This is a genomic window from Chitinimonas naiadis (genome assembly GCF_054780835.1).
In genome coordinates this window covers 716,609-739,634 of record NZ_BAAGVO010000004.1, presented here as the reverse complement: position 1 = coordinate 739,634, position 23,026 = coordinate 716,609, and the positions used below count along the sequence as shown (strand labels likewise).

General features: G+C 59.5%; 17 protein-coding genes. 12 read left to right on the top strand and 5 right to left on the bottom strand.

Annotation, left to right across the window (positions count from 1 at the left end; translation table 11 throughout):
• Window positions 1-132: 132 nt before the first annotated feature.
• From ACYVHK_RS09375 to ACYVHK_RS09345, 7 genes are all read left to right on the top strand, one after another.
• Window positions 133-1,767: a methyl-accepting chemotaxis protein gene (locus ACYVHK_RS09375; RefSeq protein WP_460530363.1), complete on the top strand. Its 1,635-nt coding sequence runs from the start codon at window positions 133-135 to the stop codon at window positions 1,765-1,767.
• A gap of 323 nt (window positions 1,768-2,090) precedes the next feature.
• Entirely contained in the window at window positions 2,091-4,097 is a 2,007-nt protein-coding gene (locus tag ACYVHK_RS09370) for a S9 family peptidase (RefSeq protein WP_460530360.1), read from the top strand.
• A 91-nt stretch (window positions 4,098-4,188) separates the two neighbouring features.
• On the top strand, window positions 4,189-6,195 hold the full coding sequence (locus ACYVHK_RS09365) for an alpha/beta hydrolase family protein (RefSeq protein ID WP_460530357.1): 2,007 nt from the start codon (window positions 4,189-4,191) through the stop codon (window positions 6,193-6,195).
• A gap of 166 nt (window positions 6,196-6,361) precedes the next feature.
• Window positions 6,362-6,907, top strand: a complete 546-nt coding sequence (locus ACYVHK_RS09360; protein WP_460530354.1) for an ester cyclase — start codon at window positions 6,362-6,364, stop codon at window positions 6,905-6,907.
• Between the two features lie 27 nt (window positions 6,908-6,934).
• The gene (locus ACYVHK_RS09355) at window positions 6,935-7,639 is read left to right on the top strand and encodes an SDR family oxidoreductase (RefSeq protein ID WP_460530351.1); all 705 of its coding nucleotides are present in this window, start codon (window positions 6,935-6,937) and stop codon (window positions 7,637-7,639) included.
• Window positions 7,636-8,067, top strand: coding sequence for a VOC family protein (locus ACYVHK_RS09350; RefSeq protein WP_460530348.1), 432 nt, complete (start codon window positions 7,636-7,638; stop codon window positions 8,065-8,067). Before ACYVHK_RS09355 ends, ACYVHK_RS09350 begins: the two co-directional genes overlap by 4 nt.
• Before the next feature lie 77 nt (window positions 8,068-8,144).
• Window positions 8,145-9,251 (top strand): alkene reductase, encoded by a 1,107-nt coding sequence (locus ACYVHK_RS09345; protein ID WP_460530345.1) that lies wholly within the window; start codon window positions 8,145-8,147, stop codon window positions 9,249-9,251.
• Here the strand turns inward: ACYVHK_RS09345 and ACYVHK_RS09340 are convergent.
• Window positions 9,248-10,165 (bottom strand): LysR family transcriptional regulator, encoded by a 918-nt coding sequence (locus ACYVHK_RS09340; protein ID WP_460530342.1) that lies wholly within the window; start codon window positions 10,163-10,165, stop codon window positions 9,248-9,250. The genes ACYVHK_RS09345 and ACYVHK_RS09340 overlap by 4 nt on opposite strands.
• A 181-nt stretch (window positions 10,166-10,346) precedes the next feature.
• Here ACYVHK_RS09340 and ACYVHK_RS09335 point away from each other — a divergent pair, with 181 nt between their 5' ends.
• Window positions 10,347-11,525 carry an MFS transporter gene (locus ACYVHK_RS09335; protein ID WP_460530339.1) on the top strand — a complete coding sequence of 393 codons (1,179 nt, stop codon included), beginning with the start codon at window positions 10,347-10,349 and terminating at the stop codon, window positions 11,523-11,525.
• 10 nt (window positions 11,526-11,535) lie between these two features.
• Here the strand turns inward: ACYVHK_RS09335 and ACYVHK_RS09330 are convergent, their stop codons facing one another.
• Window positions 11,536-12,984 (bottom strand): HD domain-containing phosphohydrolase, encoded by a 1,449-nt coding sequence (locus ACYVHK_RS09330; RefSeq protein WP_460530335.1) that lies wholly within the window; start codon window positions 12,982-12,984, stop codon window positions 11,536-11,538.
• A 170-nt stretch (window positions 12,985-13,154) separates the two neighbouring features.
• Here ACYVHK_RS09330 and ACYVHK_RS09325 point away from each other — a divergent pair, with 170 nt between their 5' ends.
• Window positions 13,155-13,928 carry an alpha/beta fold hydrolase gene (locus ACYVHK_RS09325; RefSeq protein ID WP_460530332.1) on the top strand — a complete coding sequence of 258 codons (774 nt, stop codon included), beginning with the start codon at window positions 13,155-13,157 and terminating at the stop codon, window positions 13,926-13,928.
• Between the two features lie 207 nt (window positions 13,929-14,135).
• Here ACYVHK_RS09325 and ACYVHK_RS09320 read toward each other — a convergent pair whose 3' ends face one another.
• Together ACYVHK_RS09320 and ACYVHK_RS09315 are read right to left on the bottom strand one after the other, a co-directional pair.
• Entirely contained in the window at window positions 14,136-15,413 is a 1,278-nt protein-coding gene (locus tag ACYVHK_RS09320) for a helix-hairpin-helix domain-containing protein (protein WP_460530329.1), read from the bottom strand.
• A 159-nt stretch (window positions 15,414-15,572) separates the two neighbouring features.
• Window positions 15,573-16,541, bottom strand: coding sequence for a LysR family transcriptional regulator (locus tag ACYVHK_RS09315; protein WP_460530326.1), 969 nt, complete (start codon window positions 16,539-16,541; stop codon window positions 15,573-15,575).
• 107 nt (window positions 16,542-16,648) lie between these two features.
• Here ACYVHK_RS09315 and ACYVHK_RS09310 point away from each other — a divergent pair, with 107 nt between their 5' ends.
• Window positions 16,649-17,218 (top strand): flavodoxin family protein, encoded by a 570-nt coding sequence (locus tag ACYVHK_RS09310; protein ID WP_460530323.1) that lies wholly within the window; start codon window positions 16,649-16,651, stop codon window positions 17,216-17,218.
• Between the two features lie 41 nt (window positions 17,219-17,259).
• Here ACYVHK_RS09310 and ACYVHK_RS09305 read toward each other — a convergent pair whose 3' ends face one another.
• Window positions 17,260-18,891 carry a methyl-accepting chemotaxis protein gene (locus ACYVHK_RS09305; RefSeq protein ID WP_460530320.1) on the bottom strand — a complete coding sequence of 544 codons (1,632 nt, stop codon included), beginning with the start codon at window positions 18,889-18,891 and terminating at the stop codon, window positions 17,260-17,262.
• Between the two features lie 352 nt (window positions 18,892-19,243).
• On the opposite strand from ACYVHK_RS09305, the gene ACYVHK_RS09300 reads away from it, so the two are divergent.
• Together ACYVHK_RS09300 and ACYVHK_RS09295 are read left to right on the top strand one after the other, a co-directional pair.
• Window positions 19,244-20,965, top strand: coding sequence for a diguanylate cyclase domain-containing protein (locus tag ACYVHK_RS09300; RefSeq protein WP_460530317.1), 1,722 nt, complete (start codon window positions 19,244-19,246; stop codon window positions 20,963-20,965).
• Window positions 20,966-20,986: 21 nt separating this feature from the next.
• Window positions 20,987-23,020: a putative bifunctional diguanylate cyclase/phosphodiesterase gene (locus ACYVHK_RS09295; RefSeq protein WP_460530314.1), complete on the top strand. Its 2,034-nt coding sequence runs from the start codon at window positions 20,987-20,989 to the stop codon at window positions 23,018-23,020.
• Window positions 23,021-23,026: the final 6 nt, after the last annotated feature.

Sequence of the window (23,026 nt, the reverse complement as noted above, 5' to 3'; positions counted from 1 at the left end):
TTTGTGCTTTTTCGGTTAAATGTCACCTGACTTGCTATACCGACAGAACGGTCGGCTTTTGCTGTGGGTTGACTCCATTAAATTAAGAAAATCAATAAGTTGTTATTTGTATCCCTTGTGGAGGAACGGAACATGAACAAGCTTACTATCGTCAAGAAGCTTTACCTCGGCTTTGGCCTGATCGTGGCCGTCATGCTGGGACTCACGGTGCTGACAGGCGCCAATCTGGGGCGGCTCAATGCATCGAGCGAGCAGCGCCTGCATAGTCTCAGGCTGGTTGCGCAGGGCAATGCGGTCTATGCCGATCTGGCCCAGGCAGCAGCCTCGCTGCGCAATTACGGCTTTACGGGTGACAAGAAGATGCTGGACAACTACCAGCACTCGATCGACAGCCTGATCAAGGAATCCCTACCCAAGGTGCAGGCGGAAGCGGCGGCCGACAGCGCGCAGGCGGCCCGCATGCAGAAGCTGGAAGGCATGGTGAAGGCTTGGCTCAGCGATTTTGCCAGTCCCTTCATCGCCAAGCGGGCCGATATCAATGCCAAGACAGCGGAACTGGCCGCGTTGACGGAACTCTCCATTTCCCTGGGCGAGAAAGCCAAGATCAGTCCCATGGCCGCGGTGATCAAGGAGTTGACGGCGGAGGCCAATGAGCTCAATCGCGTCAGCAAGCAGCAGAACGAGTCCATCCGGCAGCAGACCATACTCTATCTCTGGCTTGGTACAGCCATTGGCGCCGTGATCGCCTTCGTGGTGTCGGTCGTTGTCGGCCGCAATATTGCCCATCGCCTTGCCCGCGCCGTGCGTACTGCCGATGCGGTGGCGAGCGGCGACCTGAGCCAGCGGATAGAAAGCCAGGACGGTGACGAAGTCAGCGTGCTATTGCGGTCCCTGTCCAGCATGCAGAGCAGATTGGTCGAGATTATTGCCAGCATCCAGCACAATGCTGGCGATGTGACCGAATCGGCCGATCAGATCGCGGCCAGCGCCCACCAGCTTTCGGTTGCGTCGCACGAGCAGAGCAATGCCTCGTCGGCCATGGCGGCGGCCGTGGAAGAGCTGACGGTCAGCATCAGCCATGTCTCCAACAACGCCAACGATGCCCACGGGCTGTCGCGTACCTCGGGCGAGCTGTCCGAACAAGGAGGGGCGGTCATCCTCAGCACCGTCTCGGAAATCCAGGAGATCGCCCAGAGTGTGAAGCTCGCTGCCACACGCATGACGGAGCTGGGTAATCATGCCCAGCAGATATCGTCCATCGTGGATGTGATCAAGGATATCGCCGAACAGACCAACCTGCTGGCGCTCAACGCCGCGATCGAAGCGGCCCGCGCGGGCGAGCAGGGCCGTGGTTTTGCAGTGGTGGCGGACGAAGTGCGCAAATTGGCAGAACGCACCAGCGAGTCGACGCGTGAGATCACCGCTATGATCGGCCAGATACAGACTGGAAGTCGCGAGACATTGGCGGTCATGAACCAGAGTGTCAGTAAGGTCGAGCGTGGGGTGGATACCGCGCACCAGGCGGGAGAGGCCATCGCGCAGATTCATGGCTCGGCCGAACGGGTTGTCGATGTCGTGACCGATATCTCCAGTGCCTTGCGTGAGCAATCTACCGTCAGCAACCAGGTTGCTTGCAATGTCGAGAAGATCGCCCAGATGTCCGAAGAGAATGACCGCGCCGTTACCGAGACATCTGAAGCGGCGCTCAGACTGAAAAACCTGGCGGAATCGCTCAAGCATTCTGTTGCGTTCTTCCGGGTCGCCTGATCTACTGAAATCCTGATTGCGGGCTCCCCTGGCGGGAGCCCGCCGCATTTCACGCCCGCTTTTCCTCCGTTTGTAATTTTCCAACATCCTCCATATGGAGGATGGTCCGTATCTTGTCTTTCAAGGTAAGTTGCGCGCCGTACTCGTTGTAAGTGCCTTGCAGGCATAGGGACGATTGTGGGTCTGGCGCTCAGCTTGCATCGCACTGCACCGGCGTTGATGCGGACAGGGAGGGGCTGGAACGGTAAGGCCCATATTGGCAAATACGACCTGCCGGCAGAGTGAATCGCGCGGGTTGGCTCAACAATAATCAAACATTAAACATGAAAAAGACAATCATTCAGGGGGCGCTTGCGCTGACGGTGCTATTGAGCCCGATGGTCTGGGCGCAGGCCGATTTGCCCCGCGTTGAAAGCTTCTTCCAGAATCCAAGCCTTCAGTCCGTCGTACTCTCACCCAGTGGCAAGTACATTGCCATGCTGACGCTAGGTGCCGAAGGCCGACAGATGCTGGCTGTGGCACCGACGGAAGATGTAAGCCAGGCAATACCGGTGTCTGGTTCCCGGAGTATCGACGTCGTCAGAGTGGAGTGGATCAACGACAATCGATTGTTTCTACAGATTGCCGACCTTCAGCATGAGGGAGCGAGTGCCGATTGGAACAGTTATGCCGTCAACAGGGATGGCTCTCAGTTCACTCAACTGACCTCGGGTAATTGGGAGTTCAATCAGGAAAATACCGGTTCGAACATCAAGAAACGAACCCTGCCCGCCGACTATCGCTTCTACAGTACGCTCAGCGACGGGTCGGATGATGTGATTGTCTCCAAGTACACCTATAACAACGTCGATTATCGCGCCGAGAGCCAGCGACTGTATCGACTCAATACGATTACTCGTAATCTGAAAGACATGCTCGACGGTACACAGCCGGCGAAAGTGCTGGGATGGGTACTGGACCGGCAAGACCAACCGCGCCTCGCTATCTCCTATGACAAGGGGCGTCGTCGGGTTCATATGCGAGACCGGCAGACCAATGGTTGGACAGAATTGGGTAATTTCGATGCTGCCGCTGGGGAAGGCTGGTCACCACAGTTTTTTGACTTCAACGACAACTTCTATGTCAGGGTCAGCCACGGCGGTGGGACCTCTTCGCTCTATCGCTACGATCTCGAGAAGAAACATCTGGCTGATGAGCCGACGATCAGCGTGGAAGGTTTTGATTTCTCTGGTGAGCCTGAGGTGGATACTAAGGCAAAGAAACTGCTTGGTATTCATTTCAAGTCAGATGCACTGGGTACGGCCTGGATAGACCCTCAATTTGCTGAAATACAGAAGATGCTGGATGCCGCGCTACCAGGCGCTGTAAATACCATCACTTGCGGTTTTTGTACCTCGTCGCCCACCTTGCTCGTCAAATCCGAGTCGGATCGACAACCTTCACAATACTTCCTCTACAAGATTGCCGAAAAGCGGCTGCTTCAGTTGGGCTCCAGTCATCCCGATATTCGTCCCGAGCAGATGGGAGCGCGGGACTTTGTGCATTACACCGCTCGCGATGGCCTCAAGATACCTGCGTATATTACGACGCCCCCCGGTAAATCGAGCGGTCCATGGCCGACTGTGGTGCTGGTGCACGGCGGGCCTTATGTGCGTGGCAGTTCATGGGAGTGGGATGACGAAGCCCAATTCCTCGCTTCTCGCGGGTATCTGGTTATCCAGCCTGAGTTCCGTGGTAGTACCGGATTCGGTTTCAAGCATTTCCATGCGGGCTGGAAACAATGGGGCATGGCCATGCAGGACGACCTTGCCGACGCCGCAAAATGGGCCATCGCCAAAGGTATGGCGGATCCCAAGCGTATCGCCATTGCGGGTGCCAGCTATGGTGGCTATGCGGCTTTGATGGGCTTGGCAAAGAACCCAGAGCTGTTCCGTGCAGGTTTCGAGTGGGTTGGTGTAACCGATATCAACCTGATGTTTTCGGTCGACAATACCCAGATGTCTGATGCATCGCTGGAATGGTTGCGTTATGGTGCAAAGACCTTGATCGGTGACCCGGTGAAAGACGCCGAACTCTTTAAAGCCAACTCACCTCTCGAGATGGCTGACCGCATCACCCAGCCGCTGTTGATGGCGTACGGTGGCAAGGATATGCGCGTACCTATCATCCATGGCACGACGTTCCGGAACGCGGTGAGCAAAACCAACAAACAGGTAGAGTGGATCACCTATGGCGAAGAAGGCCATGGCTGGAAACTTGAGAAAAACCGCGTCGATTTCTGGAAACGTGTCGAAGTGTTCTTGGAAAAGAACCTGAAGTCACCGGGCTGAGCTGCATTTGGTACTGTGCTATCGAGCCGCAGCACACCTGTGTTGTTCCAAAGTATTGCAAGATATACATAAATAAAAAATCAGGGAAAGTATGTTCAGATTGAATGGTTTTTTCTCGCTCTGCCTAATAGGCGTATTGCTGGGTGTTTCTTCAACGGTATTTGCTGCAGCGGAAAAGCCGGCCATTGAAAGCTTCTTCAAGAACCCCATGGTGAAGGGGGCAGCACTCTCCCCCAGTGGCAATCAGCTTGCGACCATCATGCGTGCGCCTAATGGTCGTTACGTGTTGGCGGTTGCGCCGACCAATGCCTTGCAGCAGATGAAGGTTGCGGCCAATTTCGCCGACGCGGATATCATCGGTTTCAACTGGATCAACGAGAGTCGTCTTTACTTGATGGTCGGAGATGACAAGGCGATTGGTTCACGCTTCTCTGGTAGCGAATATGCAGTCAATGTTGATGGCAGCGTATTGTTGCAATTGACGACCGGTGACTGGGAACACACGCAAGAGAACACCGGCACCAGCATCAAGAACAAGATACTTCCCTGGGACTACAGCGTAGTCAGCTTTCCCCAGGACGGTTCCGATGATGTGATCGTGAACCATGAAACCTACAACAAGACTGATTTCTCCGTCACAAGCTCACGGCTGTTTCGATTGAACACCAAGACCCGTCAGCTCCGGGATACGCTCAGTGGCGCGCAGCCAGAGAAAATTACGGGCTGGTTGCTCGATACCAAAAATGAACCCCGTATTGGCGTCACCTATGACAAGGGGCGCGTGATCTATCACTTGCGTGAATTTGAAACGGGGCAGTGGTCCGAAATCGGCAATTTCGCCTACAACGGATCAGAAGGTTTCCGTCCACGGTTCTTTGATGCCGACAACACGCTCTACGTGAGCGCCGAGATCAACGGTGGCGGCGAAGCACTATTCAGGTACAACCTCAAAACGAAGAAGCGGGACGATACGCCGTTTGTCAGCGTCGTCGGATTCGATTTCAACGGCTCCCCAGTGCGGGATTCAAGCACTGGCAAGATGCTGGGGTTGCATTACGTCAATGATGCCCGCGGTACCGTCTGGTTGGACCCGCGCTTCAAGGAATACCAGAAGCGGATCGATGGGGCGCTGCAGGGCACGATCAATACCATCACGTGCGGTAATTGTTCAACGTCGCCTGTACTGCTGGTGCGCTCGTCGTCTGATCAGCAACCAACCAAATACGCACTTTACGATGTCGCGACCGACAAGCTGCTTACGTTTGCCAAGAGCCGGCCTGAGATTATTGCCAGCCAGATGGGCGAGCGGGATTTTGTGCATTTCCCGGCGCGTGATGGCATGAGCATTCCCGCCTATATCACGACGCCGCCCGGCGGCCTGAAGGGACCTTTCCCAACAGTGGTGTTGGTCCATGGTGGTCCGTTTGTACGTGGTGCCTCCTGGGAGTGGGAGCAGCAAGCCCAGTTTCTCGCCAGCCGTGGTTACCTGGTGATTCAGCCTGAATTTCGCGGCAGCACAGGCTTCGGTTTTGGTCACTTCAAGGCCGGCTGGAAGCAGTGGGGGCTGACCATGCAGGATGATCTGGCCGACGCAGCGAAGTGGGCTATCTCCAAAGGTATGGCGGATCCCAAGCGGATCGCCATCGCGGGTGGCAGTTACGGGGGGTATGCCGCCTTGATGGGGTTGGTCAAGGAGCCAGAGCTGTTCCGCTGTGGCATATCGTGGGCAGGCGTGACGGATCTCGGTTTGTTATTCAGCCTTGCAACGAGCGATGCGACCAAGGAATCACTGCAATATGGCGCCAGGGAACTGATTGGCGACCCGCAGGTGGATGCTGAAAAGTTCAAGGCCAGCTCACCGCTGGTGAATGCCGCCCGGATTACGCAACCAGTTCTACTGGCCTATGGTGGTGCGGACCGCCGAGTGCCAATAGCGCACGGTACGGACTTCCGTAGTGCAGTCAGCAAGACCAATAAGCAGGTGGAATGGCTGGTCTACCCGGAGGAGGGGCATGGCTGGGCGCTGGAGAAAAATCGTTATGATTTCTGGCAGCGGGTTGAAGCCTTCCTGGACAAGAACCTGAAGTCACCGAATTGATCAGCGAGAAAAAAGGACAGGGCGACCTGTCCTTTTTTTTGCCATTTTCATGATTTTCAAACAGGACAGTAAAATCATTCAATATCCAGCCTAATTATCAATTCTTCTTGGCCTGTCCAGAATGCGTTCCGTGTCTCCACACCACGCAAGCTAACAGGACAAGACCATGCGATTTCCTCTCCAAGCGGCCCTGGCCGCTGCGCTAGTACCAGCAGCCGTGTACGTGACGGCAGCAGCACCCGCTACCGATATCGACAACCTGCCAGCCGCCAGGCATCTCGCCTTTGATGGCAGTGAAGCCCAAGCCAAGCCGCTGGTACTGGCCGCATTGCGCTATGCCGCCTTTTGGCATACGGGCGATGAGCGCTACGCCAGGCTTGCCCTCGCGCCGGACTTTACCGACCGGACCTTGCCCAAAGGTCGCCCGCAGGGATTGGAAGGCCCTCTGCAGGCTTCCAAGGGTTTCCGCAAGGCCGTTCCAGACCTGACTGCCGAGGTCGACGATCTGGTCGTCGCCGGTGACCGTGTCGCTGTCCATCTGCACTTTCGCGGTCACTTCAGTGGCCAATTCGGTGAGGTACAGGGCAAGGGACAGGTAGTCGACTTCCAGGCTTTTGACCTCTATCGGATCAAGGATGGCCAGATCGCGGACAACTGGCATCTGGAAGACAACCTCACGCTCATGCAGCAACTCGGCCTTGTGCAACCCTGACCGTCAACCTGGCAAAGGAGTAATCCCATGTCTCTTCAGCATGCATTGCAATCAAAGCGCGTCGTTGTGATCGGCGGTACTTCCGGCATTGGTCGGGCTGTGGCCCTGGCGGCCCGCGAACAGGGCGCGGAAGTCATCGTGCTCGGCCGTTCTGCCCAAGCGGGGAAGGGTCTACTCGGCGTTGTCGCAGACATCGCCGATCCGGCAAGGCTCAAGGCCGCTTTTGCGGAAATAGGGCAGGTCGACCATCTGGTGATCACGGCGGGGGCGCGAGTGGGTTCGCCCAAGTTGCCTGAGCTGACGACCATGGAGTTGACGCTGGCTTACGAGGTCAAGCTTTTCGGTGCGCTGTACGCCATCCAGGCAGCCTTGCCCTATCTGGCCCCCCAGGCCTCCATCACGCTGACTTCCGGCCTCCTGTCGCGCAAGTTCGGCGCGGGTGGCCTGCTCAAGAGTCCGCTGAATGCCGCGGTGGAAGCTACCGGTAAGAGCCTCGCCAAAGAGCTGGCACCGCGTCGCGTCAATGTCGTCAGCCCTGGCGTGGTCGATACCGAACTCTGGGGTGAAGTCGGGGCAGAAAATCGCACCGCTGCCATGGCGCGTATCGGTGCGGGCCTGCCCGTGGGTCGGGTAGGACAACCGGAGGACGTCGCCCAGGTTTATCTCCTCGCCATGCAGAACGGCTTCATGACTGGCGCCGTGCTGGATGTGGAGGGCGGGGGGCTGCTGTGAGCTGGACGTTCGATCACCTCAATCTCCAGGTGAGCGGGGAGGCGACGCTGAGCCGCTTCTTCACCGGGGTGATGGGATGGCAGCCAGGCTATCGGCCCGCCTTTCCCTTCCCCGGCACCTGGCTCTATCAGGACGAGCAGGCGGTTCTGCACCTCTTGCCTGGGCCTGGTGACCAACCCGACGTGCAGCTTGCCCACATTGCCTTTCGGACCGAGCAGGGGGCGGCGCAGGTACTGGGGAGTGTCCGGGCCAGTGGTTTGCCATTCCAGGTCCGCGCTCATCCCGAAAAGCCGGTCGCCCAGATCTTTGTCGGCCTGCCTGGTGGTCTGGTCTTTGAGCTGGAGGCCCCGCTGGATGGCGAGCTTCCAGCGCTGCAAGCCTTTGACGCTGACCCTCGTCTGATGTTGGGTACCCGTGGCAAGCCTTAGGCATGTGGACCTGACCGTTGCCTGGCCGAATCTTTCTTCAATCGCTGTAGATGCATTACCTCAAACTGGAGTCTCCAATGAGCAAGCCATCACTGCTGTTTACCCCTACCACGCTGGCCGGCCAAACGGTGCCACATCGCGTGGTCATGGCCCCCATGACGCGGGCACGTAGCACCCAGCCGGGCGACGTACCGAATGCGATGAACGCACGCCACTACGCGCAGCGTGCCTCCGCTGCCCTGATCGTGACCGAGGCCACGCAGATATCGCCGCAAGGCAAGGGTTACTCCTTCACACCGGGCATCTATAGCGCGGAACAGATCGCGGGATGGCGGCTGGTGACGGATGCCGTCCATGCAGCTGGGGGGCGCATCTTTCTGCAGCTCTGGCATGTGGGTCGCATGTCCCATCCGGATTTTCACAACGGTGCGCTGCCGGTTGCGCCGTCGGCTGTCCCTTTCGAAGGACAGATCTGGAAGGTCGACCCGGCTACCGGCAAGGGTGAGATGGTGGATTGCCCCACACCCAGGGCGTTGAGCCGCGACGAGATCCACGCCATCGTTGCCGATTTCCGCCAAGGGGCCCGCAATGCGATCGCAGCAGGCTTCGACGGGGTAGAGATCCATGGCGCCAACGGCTACATCGTCGACCAATTCCTGCGCACCACCTCCAATATCCGGACCGATGAGTACGGCGGCTCGCGCGAGAACCGTTTGCGCTTCCTGAAGGAAGTGGTGGGAGCCGTTGCTGCCGAAGTTGGTGCCGAACGGACCGCGATCCGTCTTGCGCCTTTTCTCACCGCCCGAGGCATGGCCTGTCCGGATATCCTGCCAACCATCCTGGAAGCGACCGAATTCCTGCAGGCGACCGGCATCGCCTACCTGCATCTGGTCGAAGCCGACTGGGAGGATGCACCGCAATTTACCGAAGCCTTCCGCAAGGATATCCGTGCGCGCTTCAGCCGGCCGATCATCGTTGCCGGCAAGTACGATCAGCCGCGGGCGGATTGGGTGCTGGACAAGGGGTACGCCGATCTGGTCGCCTTTGGCCGGCAGTTCGTGGCGAACCCTGATCTTCCCCGCCGGCTGGCGGAAGACCTGCCGCTGGCCGAGTTCGATGGTAGTACGCTGTTCGGCGGTGACGAGCGCGGTTACATCGACTATCCGGCCTGGCAGGGTAGCTAAGCCCTGGTCAGGGTGGCGGTCAGCTCGCTAAAGCGTGTTTGCAGAAACTCGATCAGCAGCCGCACCCGCGGCGGCTGGAAGCGACTGCGATGGTAGAGGGCGTTGAGCGGTGTGCTCTCGGTGAAGTAGTCATCGAGTACGGTTTCCAGCCGCCCTTCGCCCAGGTCGTCCGCGACGTCGAGCAGGGATTTATAGGCATAGCCATAGCCCTGTATGGCCCACTTGCGGATGATCTCTCCGTCGTTGCTCTCCTGGTAGCGACTGAGCCGCACACTTCTGGCGGTGCCGTCCTGGCGGTACCGCCATTCGTTCATCGGCCCGGCAGCGGTGATCAGCGCAACGCAAGGAAGTTGCGCCAGATCCGCCGGGGTGGCGGGCCGGCCCACCTGATCGGCCAGCTGTGGTGCCACGCACACCACACGCCGGTTCGGCGCCAGCAGGCGGGCCACCATGCTGCTGTCCGGCGGCTGGCCATAACGGATGGCGAGATCGACATCGTCGTTCACCAGGTTGGCGGTACTGTCGCTCAGATGCAGCGCGAAACGTACCTCCGGGTAGTGCTGCCGAAACTCGTCGAGATAACGCATCAGCAAGTTGCGGCCGAGATCGGACGGCGCGGAGATGCGGACCGTGCCATGCACCCGCTGCTGGCCGGCCTGCAGGGCCTGTTCGGCTTCGGCCAGCAATTCCAGCGCCTGCTGGCTGTATTCACGGTAGAGCTGGCCTTCCTCGGTCAAGCGTAGCTTTCGGGTCGTACGTTCGAACAAGCGTACCCCCAGCGCGGCCTCCAGCCGTTGTATGCAGGCGCTGGCCGCCGCAGGGGAGAGGCCCTGCTTGCGTCCCGCCGCGGAAAAGCTCCCCAGCGCAGCCGCATCCGCAAACAGCCGCATATCCCCCAGCCTATCCATCGCCATGGCATCTCCGATTCATTCTATTGATGATCTGAATAATACCGGGATAGAAAGAACCATTCTCTTGCTTGATGAGAGTGTATGTGGGATCAAGGCTAGCAAATTCACCACACTGCCGGTCGTCAGGCGAGCAGCGCCGCATGTCATCGCCCATACTCATGGTCACGCCAACCGGTCTATTGCCATGCAGCCCGCCCGTGCCATCCCTAACCCGCTGCTGATCGCCTTCTTCCTGTCCCTGGGGCCTGCGTTATCGCTGGGCCTTGCACGCTTTGCCTACGCCTTGTTGCTGCCGGCCATGCGTGCCGATCTCCAACTGAGCTTTGCCAGCGCGGGCGCGCTCAATACCGCCAATGCCGCCGGATACCTGATCGGTGCCGTCGCCAGTGTTGGCTGGGCATCCCGGCTTGGCGCCCGTTCGGTATTCCTGTGGGGTTGCGCGCTGACCGTCGCCAGTCTGGCGCTCTGCGGCCTGACCCGTAGTTATCCGCTTCTGCTGGTGCTGCGACTCGCAGCCGGTGTGAGCAGTGCCATGGTGTTCAGCATTGGTGGTCTGCTTGCCAGCAAGCTCGCCAGCCAGCATGCCGAGCGGGCGGGGCTGGTGCTTGGCTATTACTACAGCGGTACCGGTCTGGGCATCGTCCTGTCGGCCTGGCTTATGCCTGCCCTGCTGGACGGTGGCAGCAGCCATTGGCAAGGCGCCTGGCTTGCCTTGGCGGTGCTCGGCATGCTCGCAACGCTTCTAGTCTGGCGGCCGAGCGCTTGCGTCGTAACACAGACCAGCGCGGCGCAGGCCAGGCATCCCTGGCCCATCAAGGCCTTCCTGCCCGCCCTGTCGGGTTATTTCTGTTTCGGGGTGGGCTATATCGGCTACATGACCTTCAACATCGCCTTGCTTAAGCAGCACGGGGCGAGCGGCCCACAGATCACGCTGTTCTTTAGTCTGCTGGGTCTCGCGGTCTGTCTCTCATCCTGGTTATGGGCTGGCCTTCTGGATCGTTATCGGGATGGCAAGCCACTCGCCGTCCTCAACTTGCTGGTCGGCATCGCGACCGTGCTACCCACCCTGTCCGACGGCTTCGTACTCGCCTTGGTCTCCGGCACCCTGTTTGGCGCCTGCTTCCTCTCGGTCGTCGCCTCCACCACGGCACTGGTGCGCCACAATCTGCCGCACGATCACTGGCCAGCCGGTATCGCACTGTTTACCTCGACCTTCGCACTGGGACAGATCGTTGGGCCTACAGCCGTGGGTTGGTTATCCGATGGTGCCGGCCTTGGTAAGGGGCTGCTATGTTCGGGCGTTGTGCTGATGCTAGGGGCGGCACTGGCCTGGCGGCAGCGCCCACTCGTTGCGGCAGGCTGAACAGTGCGGCTCAGAGCACGCCCAAGGTAAATGCTTTCAGCGTGGCCGCTGCACGGGTCGAGCAGTCCAGTTTGCGGAAGATGCTTTCCACATGGGTGCGTACGGTGCTGGGGCTGATGGCGAGGATACGTGCGACTTCCTTGTTGCTTTCCCCGAGGCTGATGCGGCGTAGCACATCGGTTTCCCGTTCCGACAGGATGCTGCCGGCCTTGCTGGGGGCGCGTAGCGGTTGCCCCTGGGCAATGGCGATCACCACATCGGCAATCGCCGGGTCCAGTTTGCCTTTGAGTGCTTCCTGTTGAAGCAGGGTAGCGGCTTGATCGGCCGGGTAGGCTTCTCGCCAGGGGCGTTTCGCACAGAGCGCGGCCCAGGCCGCGGTGACCGCCAGTACGCGCCGTTCGGCCGGGATAGCGGCAGCATCCAGGCTGCGGAAATAGCCGGACCCGTCCAGCCGCTCATACGCATGCGAAGCAATCTCGGCTTCGCTCGAGAGGCTGGGCGTATGTTGGGCGGCACGCTTGGTCCAGTAGGGCATCAATCGCACCTTTTCCCAGTCTGCGGACGACAATGGGCCTGGTGTATTCCAGAGCGCGTTGGGCAGGGCGGCACGGCCTATGCCGTGGATCAGCCCGGCGCGGTAGAGCCGTTGCTGTGCTTCGCCATCCAGGCCCAGCTGCGCAGCCGTTGCCTGGGCCAGTCCTGCTACCTGACGTGAATAGCCGGCCATCCAGGGCAGCTTGAGGTCGATCACGTCGGCAATCAGCTCCAGCGCCACCTGCCGCTGCAATCTTTCGTTATCCGGTGGCTGAATGTTCTGCTGGGCATCGAGTTCCGCCAAGGTGGCCAACCAGCTGGCTGCCTGCTCATGGCAAAGCGTGGTCAGTGTGGCGGGGTAGATCTTGTCGGCCCGGCTGGCGATCAGCTGCTGGGCCTTCTCCAGGCCATGGGCGCGGCTCAGTATCTCCAGGTCGCTTGCCAGGGCGGCGATATAGACCGTGGCGGGTACCTCGGCATCGCGCAGCCCGCCGGGCTGCCCACTGCCGTCGTAGTGCTCGAAGATATGCCGCAGCGCGTCTTCCACCGGTGCGCCCAGGCCGAGGGTCCGGGCGATGTCGCCCGCTACCTCGCAGTGAATCTGCGCCATTTCCGGCATCTGCAGCTTCGCCTCAGGGCTCAGCGCCGGCAGGGTCAGCGCCATCAGCGCCTCGCGACCACCTACATCATCACCCAGGATGGCCCCGATGCCAGCCGCGTTGGCGGTACAGCCTGACCAGCGCAACAGGGAGACATAGTGGGCGGCCATGGCCGCTGCGGTATCTCCTCCGCTTGCGCGAGCGAGCTGCGCCGCGAGCCAGCCGGTGCGTAGCGACTGATCGGTGGCCCGGCCCATGCTGAGGTCACCAATGAAGGCCAGCGCCAGGATGGCGTCGTGAACCGGAACGGTAGAAGCAGTTTGCATCGTCGACATGGGCAGCGTTGTGGAGGTGAGGATCGGAGAGGGTGACAGATCGGCATGACCGATAGGGATGAGCGAGCATCGGTCATCCGACCGATATTCGCAAGCAGACCGCTTGACCATACTCCGTCCTGCCAAGTTTCACCGCACCCAACCCTAACGGAGATTCCATCATGCGTACCCGCACCCTGCTTTCCGCCGCCATCGGCGCCTTTGGTCTTGTTGCCGGCTTTGCCCACGCTGCCGAGGCCCCCAAGAGCAATACCCCTTCGGTCGTGATCGTTCACGGCGCTTTTGCCGATGGTTCCGACTGGGCCAAGGTCATCCCTTTCCTGCAAGCCAAGGGTGTGAAAGTGACCGCCGTGCAGAACAGCCTGGATTCGCTCGCTAGCGACGTTGTCACTACCAAGCGCGTTATCGCCAGCCAGAGCGGCCGCGTTGTGCTGGTCGGCCATTCCTGGGGTGGCACGGTGATTACCGAAGCCGGTACCGACGACAAGGTCGCGGCCCTGGTCTATGTCGCAGCCTTCGCCCCGAGCGTGGGCGAGGCAACTGGCGAGCTGGGCAAGGAATATCCGAAACCGGAAGGCCTCAACCACCTGGTGCCGGATCAGGCGGGCTACCTGTCGCTGAGCGAAGAGGGCATGAGCAAGTACTTCGCCCAGGATCTGCCGAAGTCCCAGACCGCCATCATGACCGCTACCCAGGGCCCGATCCAGGCCAAGGCGTTTGGCGACAAGGTCACGACTACCGCCTGGAGCAGCAAGCCGTCCTGGTACATCGTGGCCGACAAGGACCAGATGATCCAGCCAGCCCTGCAGCGTGATTTCGCCAAGAAGATCAACGCCAAGACCTCCAGCCTGCCGACCAGCCACGTGCCGCAGCAATCACGTCCGGCCGACGTGGCCAAGGTGATCCTGGATGCAGTTCAAGCCAGCACCAAGTAAGCACTGGTAGAACCCGGCGCGTTCGTGAATGCGCCGGGGTAGTCGACAGTTACGGCGCCATGCCAGACGGGATGGCGCCGTAACTGTTTCTGAGGTTGATCCATTCCGGATGCCTGCGGCTTGGGTTGCGCGTAGCGAAGCCCAGGACCGGTCGTACTTTGGGCGGTTTCCGCATGAACGGATCTACGCGAGCTGGCTGTCGACCACCTAGTTTCCCGTGGTCACCAGATGACGTAGCGCACTGATGGTCCCGGCTTTGATCTTCTGGATCTTCGACAGATCGTCCACGCTCTGGAATGGCCCGTTGTCGTTGCGATACTGGACGATGGCTGCCGCCCGCACGTGGCCGATCATTGGCAGCTTGATCAGTTCGTCCACGGTCGCGGTATTGAGATTCAGCAGCGCCGGTCCGTGCACTTCATCGAATGGCCGCCAGCGGCCGTCGGTATCGGCCTCGAGTATCACCGTACCGTCCCAGCCTGTGCCATAGATCGCGCGGGTCAGCTTGAAAGGGACGAAGGTCTTGACCTTGCTGGCCACGCTGACATTGGTTTCCGGCCGGCTGGCGGCTACCAGTCTTTGCAGGCGTTCGACCGCATCCTTGCGTGGGTGACCATAGGCCCAAGCGGTCCAGGGCCTTTGCCGCTCCGGCGACCCCATCTCGATTACCGCATAGTCTGGTGTCGTCGCGCGCAGCCAGGCATCGGTCGTGCCATTGTGCGAGCCGTGGTGGTTGACGGTCATTACGTCCACATCGAGCAGCTTGCTGCCCTGATAGTGGGCGATCATGCTCGGCATGGCGGTGTCTTCCAGATCACCTGCGATCAACAGGGAGGCCTTGCCGAAGTCGACCCGTATCGCCACCGAGTGATTGTTGCCGTTACCGAGCTGCTTGGTGGTCCAATCCAGGCTATGGTCGACCTGGCCCCAGAGCGCGGTGATCCTGGGGTCGATGTCGGTACAGCTTATCGGGTCTATCACTGCGTTGGTGAGGCCGGTGTCCTTGGGTATATCCCGCTGCCAGATGGCCTGGTAGCCGATATCGTCATCCGGCGTGGGTGTTTCTTCCGCCTCGGCCACCTTGCGCTGCAATGCGATCTGCCCCAGTCGGCCGGAGCCGGTCTCCAGCCCGTTGGTCAGCGCATTCAACACCTTGTATTTGCTGATGACCGCCTGCACGCCCTGAGTGTGGTCGCTATGTGGGTGGGTCAGGACCAGGGAGTGCAAGGTATTGTGCAGGTCGGGTCGCAAGGCGAAGAAGGTATCCAGGTAGTGCATGAGTTCGTCGGTGCCGTTGAACTCCGGGTTCCGCTCGCCGCCGGTATCGATCAGCATCGCTGCGCAAGGGAACTCCACCAGCGTTGCTGCGCCTTGTCCCACATCAATAAAGTGCACCCGCATGGTCTGCCCGGCGGACTGTGCCGACAAGCCCACCATAGCGAGCACGGCAAGGCAGAGTGCTCTGACCGTGCGTGTCATGTTCATGATTTCCCCTCGTAAACGTAGTAGCAGATGCCAGACAACGGGCCTTACCTTATCGCGGGCATGGGTCCCGCTGCACTGTAGTTGCTCAGTGTCGATTTGCCATCATTCGTTTGGGGGAAGATGGACGAGGATTGGGTCGTGATTGAGGGGCATCACCGCCTAGGCGACGCCAGCCTTGATCTCTGACTGCACCCAGTCGGCAAACGCCCTGATCTTGGCAAGCTCCGCCTGCTCCTTACGGCATAGCAGCCAATGCGAGCGTGCGTCGGGTACGGCCAGGCTGCCCATGCGCACCAGCCGGCCGGCGGCCAGATCGTCTGCCACCAGGATCTGCGGTGCCAGGGCGATCCCGCGTCCGGCGATGGCGGCCTCGATGGCCAGGTGAGACACGCTGTAGAGCGGACCGTCGTCTGCCGCGGCCAGCAATACCGGATTGTCGAGCCCGGTTGCGGCGAGCCATTGGGTCCATACATTACTGGGACGTGCGCGTGACGGCGGCTCGGCAGAGGGGGCAAGCGCAACGCGCAGCAGGGTGACAGGGGTCTTGGTGCCCAGTAAAGATAGTTCTGCCGGCAAGCCGGCTTGCAATGACGGGCTGCAGACAGGTACCAGCAGGTCATCTGTCCACAGTTGCTCGGCATGGAGTTCGGTAAAGGGGCCTAGCCCGTAGCGCAGGGCGATGTCGACGCCAGTATCGTTGACGAGATCGACCACCACGTCGGACGACGCGAGGTGCAGGTCGATGTCGGGGTACGCGTCGTGGAAGCGATGCAGCCGGGGGGCCAGCCAGCGGGAAGCCAGCGTGGGCACGGCACTGATGACCAGGGTGTTGCGCTGGCGTCTCGCCCTAGGTGCTGCAGCGGTCAGCGCGGTGTCGATCTGCGCGAAAGCCGCGGAGACAGCCTGTGCCAATTCGCAACCGCTGGCGGTCAACCGCACGGCACGATTGAGTCGCTGGAACAGGACGGTACCCAGATACCCCTCCAGTGCCTGGATCTGGTGGCTGATCGCCGCCGGGGTGACGAACAATTCGGCGGCCGCCGCCTTGAAGCTACCGAGCCTTGCGGCAGCTTCGAAAGCGCGCAGGGCACCGAGCGGGACATTGTTGATGGAAACGGTGCTGGGCATGGTGTCAGTTTAGCCAGGCTAATCTGAATCGCACAACTTCTCGTTTGTCGGGGTAGGGCGGTTTTCTTAAGCTGCGCTCACCCTTCAGCCACGAACAGGACCTCACCATGACCAGCCATGAATCGTTTCTTTTCCTTCTCAGTAGCGCCCGCCGTGATGGCAACACCGAGCAACTGGCGCGTCACGCGGCTGCCAGCCTGCCGGCGACGGTAAAGCAAAGCTGGCTCTATCTGCCGGATCACCAATTGGCGCCGTTCAGCGATATTCGCCATGCCGAGGGGCAAAGTTACGGTGCCCCAACGGGCAATGAAGCTCTGCTGATGGCAGAGACCCTGGCGGCCTCCCACCTGGTGTTCGTGGTGCCACTATACTGGTACAGCCTACCGGCTGATGCCAAGCGCTATCTCGACTACTGGAGCGCCTGGATGCGTGTACCGGATGTGGACTTCAAGGCTCGCATGGCCGGCAAGCTTCTGTCGGTGATCACTGCGGTAAGCGACGAGGACCTGGCCGTTGCGGAACCTTTGCTGCAGTCGCTGCGCCTTACCGCAGACTATATGAGCATGCAGTTTTACCAAGCGGTGGTGGGCTACGGCAACCGACCGGAGGATGTGCTGTCAGATAGCAGGGCGCTCCAGGAAGCCGCCGCGCTTTTTGAAGTCACTGCCCTGGCCTGATGCTTTGTGGTAGCAATGGCATTGGCGCACCACCGGTAAAATCAAGCCAGCTTGAAGAACTGTACCGACTGCTTTAGTGCCATTGCCAGTTGCCCAAGCTGACGGGCCGAGTGGTTGGACGCCTCCGCGGCCAGACTGTTTTCGACGGTCATCTGGGCAATGCGTTGAACGCTGCTGGAGGCATCGCTGCTTGCGACCGATTGTTCGCTCAGGGAAGACGATATATCCGTTACCGCCTCCTGGACCTTGTCGCTACCCGCACGTATGGCAACGATGGTCGCACTCGCGGCATTGGCCTTGGCCACGCCCTGTTCCACCTTGCGCACGCTCTCGCGCATACGGCCCTGCACATGGTGTGAGCCGGCCAATATCTGTTCGATAAGTCGGGATATCTGCTGGGTGGAATGGGTGGTCTTATCGGCCAGCCTGCGCACTTCGTCTGCCACCACCACAAAGCCACGTCCGTTTTCTCCCGCGCGCGCGGCTTCGATGGTTGCATTGAGTGCGAGTAGATTGGTCTGATCGGCAATCTCCTTGATCACACTGATCATGTTGGCGATTTCGACAGTCTGTCGCCCAAGCTGTTCCATATCGTCCGAGGCGGTCAGTACCGAGTCGGCTATCTCACCGATATTGCCCATGGCCTCGCGTATCACCTCTGCTCCCTCGCTCGACAGATGGCCTGCCTCTCGGGAAAGCGCGTGGGCGGTGCCAGCACTGTTAGCGATGTCGCCGATGCTGGTCGTCAGTTGTTTGACTGCCGTCGCCATGGCTTGCGCCGAGCTGCTTTGATCACGGGCACCGGCATAGATCTGGTCGGCATTCACGACGATCTGCCTGGCAGAGTCGCCCACTTCGTCAGCGCTTTCCAGAATTTCCCGTACGGTGGTCAACAGTTTCTCCTGCATACGGCAGATCGCATGCAACAAGACACTGATCTCGTCATTGCCATCGACAGGAATACGCTTGCTCAAATCCCCCTGAGAGACGGCATCCGCCGCGATGATGGCCTGTTCCAGTCGTTGGGCGATAGTGCGTGCAATAGTGAGGGAGGTCACAAGTGCGATCAGCGTCCCCAAGACGGCACCGATGACCAGTATGCGCAAGGTAACGCTCCGCAGGGCCTCGTCCTGCACCTTCAATGCCTGATTGGCAGCGGTGACCTCACGGACGATCAGATCAAGCTGGGTACTCAAGGGCTGGATGGTGGCGTCTTGCACATGATCCATTGTCCATTGTGATAGTGCGCTGCGATCTTGCCGGCCAGCATCCACGGCCTGCCGCAATTGCGTCAGCGGTTCGGCATAGTGCTTTACCCATTGATCGATGAGCCGTTGTGCCTCTGCCAGCGGCTGGCGGATCGCAGCATTGCCGTTGTTCCCCAAATGTGTCTGTTGGAGTAAGGCTTGTTCTTCCTGGCTGGCCTGCTGGTAACGCTGCAGGGACGTGATGTCTCCGGTTAGAGCGTACTGCCGGATATGCGCAGCCATCAATGCCAAACCTGCGTACAACTTGTCGGCATGGTCCAGTGTGCGCAGGTTCTGCAGCCGAGTCTCCGTCGTATGGTTGAACTTTTCCAGGCTGGTGCCGGTGGACACTGCCAGGGCGATCATCAGGGCAATGATGATGCCAAAGCCGAGAAGCAGTTTGTGTGTGATGCTGAGCTTATTCATTGTGTTGGCTCCTGATCAGGGCGTATCGGCCAGCAACTCGGGATGGCCGGCTTGCTGCAGATTGAATGCCCTGTCGGAGCGAAACACAAATTCATTGACCTTATTGATTGATGCGCAATGGTTATAAATGGTGGCGCGTGCCGGGCCTTGCTCCGCTGCACCTGCTCGGTAGCAAGCGGTCGCTATTTAATTACAAATGATAATGAGTTGATAAGGTCGATGAATTTGTCTTCTGAATTGGGTTGGGATTGAATACCGCCCAGGACATAGCCAGCAAACCCTGCTGGCGTATCCAGGCTGGCTGACCTGCGGATAGAGGGGACGGCCTACGGTATGGAAAGGGATCCCGCTCATGAAATTGTCTCGAAGACTTTCTCTGCTGGTCGGTAGCGCCGCACTGGGCGTCATGGTGGTGGCCGCCCTTGCTTTGCAGGCTTTGCACGAAGAGATGATCAAGGACCGGCAGCATGAAATCGCCACGGTGCTGAGCCTTGCGCGCAAGGAAGTGGATCAATACCGGCAGCAGGAGCTGTCGGGCAGCCTTAGCCGGGAGTTGGCGCAAAACAAGGCTTTGGCGGGCCTTTCTGCTATCCAGAATGATAAGAACTACCTGTGGGTGCGACAGAAGGATGGCCTGACGTTGTTGCACCCCGATGCCGACCTGCTCGGGAAGCGTGATACATCGTTGCATCAGCCCCAAGGGCGGCCACGCATGGCGGCCTATGCTCAGGCGCTCGAGAAGCAGCAATCAGGCTTTTTTGTCGACGAGGTTGAAAAGCCCGACACGGATGTTCCGACCCGCAAGATCAACGGGGTCACCTTGGTCAAAGGGTGGAATTGGTTGGTGGGCTATGGCATGTTCGTGGATGACATCAATCGTGCCTACTGGCACCTTGCGCTCAACTTCATCCTGATCGGTTTGATGGTCCTACTGGTGGTGACCGTACTGGCTTTCACTATCTCCCGCAGTATCTATCGCCGTCTGGGTGGGGAGCCGGACTACGCGACCGAGATTACGCGTGCCATCGCTGCTGGCGATCTCAGCCAGCAGGTACAGGGTGTGATGGACTCCGACAGTCTGCTTGGTGCCGTGGCCAATCTGCAGCAAATCATCAAGGGCATCCACGAAACCGCCGGCAGCCCGGACAAGTCGGCGGCTGAACTTGATCTCAAGCTCCGGGAATCCTTGCTGCGAGCGCTTACCGATGCCATTCCCACCAAGATGGCCTTTGTCGGACTGGATCAGCGACTGCGTCATTGCAATCGTGCCTGTCTTGAGTTCTTTGGGCTCGCTGCAGCCGCGGTGGAGGGCAAACATTTGTCGGTACTGATGGGCGAGGCACTCTACACCGCCTCGCGGGCGCAGATCGACAAGGCCTTGCAGGGGGAGACTGCGTTGTTTGAGCTGCCTCTACCTGGTCGGCAGGCCGGGAGTCATGCCGAGATTCATCTTATCCCGCAATGCCAGACGGACGGCACGATCTATGGCTTTCACATCATCGTCTGGGATGTCACCCAGTCTCGCCAACGAGAAATAAGGCTCAAACATGCCGCCTCGATAGATGGGCTGACGGGCCTCTACAACCGCTCTGCCATGCTGGAGATCATGTGCCGACATATCCGGCTACATGCAATGTCATCGCAAGGGCTTGCGGTGCTTTACCTGGATGTGGATCGCTTCAAGCAAGTCAACGACACCCTGGGGCACGCCGCGGGCGATGCACTGCTGGTGTTGTTTGCCCAACGTCTCCAACAGAGTGTCCGCGCCAGCGACTATGTCGCCCGGCTGGGGGGCGATGAATTTGCGATCTTGCTGACCCAAGTGGAGTCACGCGATGTGGCGATCACCATTGCCCAGAAGGTATTGGAGAACGTGCGCCAGCCCGTACTGCTGGCCGGCGTTGCACGCAGCATCTCGACCAGCATCGGCATCACCTTTTCGGCGGATGTGCATGCCACTGCCGACGGCCTGTTGGCCGCTGCAGACCGGGCGCTCTACCAAGCCAAATCCAAGGGCCGCAATACCTATCAATTCACACCATTTGGTCAGGCCATACGCTGGCTGGCTAGTTGAATCCGGACAGGAGAAATACCCATGAATACGGTACTGTCATTGCCATTGCCCAAGACGCCACAACTCAAGCTGCCAACAATGGGCAAGCATGTCCGCCTAGGCGTGATTCTGCTGTTTGGCTTGATCATTGTCGCTGGTGCCTGGTTGTCCATCCGCATCGCGCAGGTGGAAGCACGCGTCAGCATTAGCGCCAAGCCACTGGTCACATCGGCTATTCCCAAAGAAGATGAGATCGCGCATCTGCAAGGCGTCCTGTTTCTCTACCAGGCCGCCATCAGCCAATATCAGGGCGGTGTGATCGGTCGCGATGAGTTCGTGTCGTCCACGGGCTCTTTGATAGCCCGGATTGACCGGCGCTTTCGAAATCTGCAGGGGAGTGGTATCAGTCCGGCAGAGATGCAAAGCCTCAATCGGAGCTATGCCGAATTTACCGCTGCCGGACGGCAACTGGTGGCACTGCTGTCGCGCTCCGGCAATAGCCGGGCCAGCGCCAGCAAGTTATTTGAAGATTTGACCCGTTCTTCGGTCGAGATGCGCGGCGTATTGCGGAGAATACTGGAAGAAAGTCATCAGTCCATCCAGATGAGTAGTGCGGACATTGCTGGTGACATCAGCGAGATCCGCATGCTGGTCCATATCTTTGTCTCGCTGATTGCGGCCATCGTCGTGTTTGCCGGCTACCATCTTTACGCTCGCATGAAGTCGGACAAACAACTGCACTATCGGGCCTGGCATGACGTGATGACCGGCCTGAAGAACCGGCATGCCTTCGAGCAGGCCCTGCATGAACTGCAAGGCAAGCGCATTCTGGTCACACTGATCTCGCTTGATCGGTTCGAGCGCATTACCAATAGCCTGGGCTACGGTGCCGGAGATCTGCTGCTCAAGGCCATCGGCGCCGAACTGAGCAAAGTGGCAGTACGTCGTAATGCGCAGGTGTTCCGCCTCGATGGTGCCAACTTCGCCGCAGTCTACGACCTTGGTCTGACCGTGCTGGATCTGCCCGGTCTGTTTGCCTGCCTGCAGGAATCATTGCAGCACGCATTTGCTATCGGCAAGTATGAGGTATTTGCCCGCTTCCATATTGGTGCGGATGAAAGCCACCGCCATAGTACGGACGTGTTCGAGGTGCTACGCAATGCGGAAACGGCGCTGCTGGCTGCACGCCGCACGGCGAGTGACACGCCGGTGAGCTACTCGCTGGACCTGGACAGCCAGGCGCTGGAACGGCTGACCCTGGAAGCTGACCTGGCCCATGCGCTGGATCGCCAGGAACTGGTGCCGTACTTCCAGCCCCAATTGGACCTGCATAGTGGGAAATTACTGGGCTTCGAAACCTTGATCCGCTGGCAGCACGCCGGTCGTTTCATCTCGCCGGCATCGTTCATTCCGCTGGCGGAGGAGTCCGGCCTAATCATACCGATCGGAGCCTGGATACTTGATGCTGCCTGCCGGCAGGCCAGGGACTGGAACGCCAACCGCGAGGAACCCCTTACCGTGGCGGTCAATATCTCGGTCAAGCAGTTCCAGTATCCCGGCTTTCTGGCCTTGCTCAATCGCGTCGTGGCGGAAACGAAGGTAGATCCGGCATGGATTGAACTTGAGATTACCGAGGGGGTGGCGTTGCAGGACGTTGAACACACGCTGCAGCAGCTCGATAGCATCCATCAATTGGGTTTCAAGCTGTCGATCGATGACTTCGGCACGGGCTATTCCAACCTGTCCTACCTCAGCCGCTTTCCGCTGGACAGGTTGAAGATTGACCAGTCCTTTGTTCGCAACCTGCAAGCCGAATCCAAGGAGGCTGGCATCGTACGGGCGGTGATCGAGCTGGGCCACTCTCTTGGTCTCAATGTCATTGCCGAAGGTGTAGAGACCCGCGAGCACGTGCAACTGCTGCAAGGCTGGGGGTGCGATGAGTTACAGGGCTACTTCTACGGTCGCCCCTTGCCCCAAGCGGAGGCATCGGCATTCATCGCCAATGCGGCGGCAAGGGAAGAGTGCCCGTCTCCTTCGGTAGCGCAGCAGGTGTTGGCGTCTTCGGTGGAAGGCTAGGCCGGC

Coding starts and splice junctions, on each gene's coding strand:
- ACYVHK_RS09360 (WP_460530354.1), top strand. CDS start 6,362: ATGCGATTTCCTCTCCAAGCGGCCCTGGCCGCTGCGCTAGTACCAGCA.
- ACYVHK_RS09315 (WP_460530326.1), bottom strand. CDS start 16,541: ATGCCCAGCACCGTTTCCATCAACAATGTCCCGCTCGGTGCCCTGCGC.
- ACYVHK_RS09295 (WP_460530314.1), top strand. CDS start 20,987: ATGAATACGGTACTGTCATTGCCATTGCCCAAGACGCCACAACTCAAG.
- ACYVHK_RS09365 (WP_460530357.1), top strand. CDS start 4,189: ATGTTCAGATTGAATGGTTTTTTCTCGCTCTGCCTAATAGGCGTATTG.
- ACYVHK_RS09320 (WP_460530329.1), bottom strand. CDS start 15,413: ATGAACATGACACGCACGGTCAGAGCACTCTGCCTTGCCGTGCTCGCT.
- ACYVHK_RS09340 (WP_460530342.1), bottom strand. CDS start 10,165: ATGGCGATGGATAGGCTGGGGGATATGCGGCTGTTTGCGGATGCGGCT.
- ACYVHK_RS09325 (WP_460530332.1), top strand. CDS start 13,155: ATGCGTACCCGCACCCTGCTTTCCGCCGCCATCGGCGCCTTTGGTCTT.
- ACYVHK_RS09355 (WP_460530351.1), top strand. CDS start 6,935: ATGTCTCTTCAGCATGCATTGCAATCAAAGCGCGTCGTTGTGATCGGC.
- ACYVHK_RS09375 (WP_460530363.1), top strand. CDS start 133: ATGAACAAGCTTACTATCGTCAAGAAGCTTTACCTCGGCTTTGGCCTG.
- ACYVHK_RS09335 (WP_460530339.1), top strand. CDS start 10,347: ATGCAGCCCGCCCGTGCCATCCCTAACCCGCTGCTGATCGCCTTCTTC.
- ACYVHK_RS09310 (WP_460530323.1), top strand. CDS start 16,649: ATGACCAGCCATGAATCGTTTCTTTTCCTTCTCAGTAGCGCCCGCCGT.
- ACYVHK_RS09370 (WP_460530360.1), top strand. CDS start 2,091: ATGAAAAAGACAATCATTCAGGGGGCGCTTGCGCTGACGGTGCTATTG.
- ACYVHK_RS09330 (WP_460530335.1), bottom strand. CDS start 12,984: ATGCAAACTGCTTCTACCGTTCCGGTTCACGACGCCATCCTGGCGCTG.
- ACYVHK_RS09300 (WP_460530317.1), top strand. CDS start 19,244: ATGAAATTGTCTCGAAGACTTTCTCTGCTGGTCGGTAGCGCCGCACTG.
- ACYVHK_RS09305 (WP_460530320.1), bottom strand. CDS start 18,891: ATGAATAAGCTCAGCATCACACACAAACTGCTTCTCGGCTTTGGCATC.
- ACYVHK_RS09345 (WP_460530345.1), top strand. CDS start 8,145: ATGAGCAAGCCATCACTGCTGTTTACCCCTACCACGCTGGCCGGCCAA.